We start from the raw sequence: 405 nt of genomic DNA, 5'->3' as shown, positions 1-405 counted from the left end.
CCGATTGCAGAAGAACAACAAGTTGTAGAAGAAGCAGCGGTCGCAGTAGGGCAACCAGTTGTCCAAAAAGAAGAACCAAAACGTGAGAAGAAGCGTCATGTACCATTTAATGTTGTTATGTTGAAACAAGACAGAACGCGATTAATGGAAAGACATGCGGCTAGAACGAATGCAATGCAATCTTCTATGAGTGAACGGGTAGAGAATAAGCCTGTACAACAAGTAGAAGAAAAACCAGTGCAGCAAGTGGTAGTGGAACCACAAGTGGAAGAAAAACCAATGCAGCAAGTAGTGGTAGAACCACAAGTGGAAGAAAAACCAGTGCAGCAAGTAGTGGTAGAACCACAAGTGGAAGAAAAACCAGTGCAGCAAGTGGTAGTGGAACCACAAGTGGAAGAAAAACCA

1 pseudogene is annotated in these 405 nt (G+C 43.5%); it reads left to right on the top strand.

The features are described from left to right. Positions 1–405: pseudogene (locus tag MR113_RS27480) on the top strand (DNA translocase FtsK); the annotation flags it as partial.

This window comes from Bacillus cereus group sp. BfR-BA-01379 (assembly GCF_022663605.1).
In the GTDB taxonomy this organism is placed as follows: domain Bacteria; phylum Bacillota; class Bacilli; order Bacillales; family Bacillaceae_G; genus Bacillus_A; species Bacillus_A mobilis.
The sequence above is the reverse complement of the archived record's forward strand: the minus strand, read 5'-3'. Positions and strand labels throughout refer to the sequence as shown.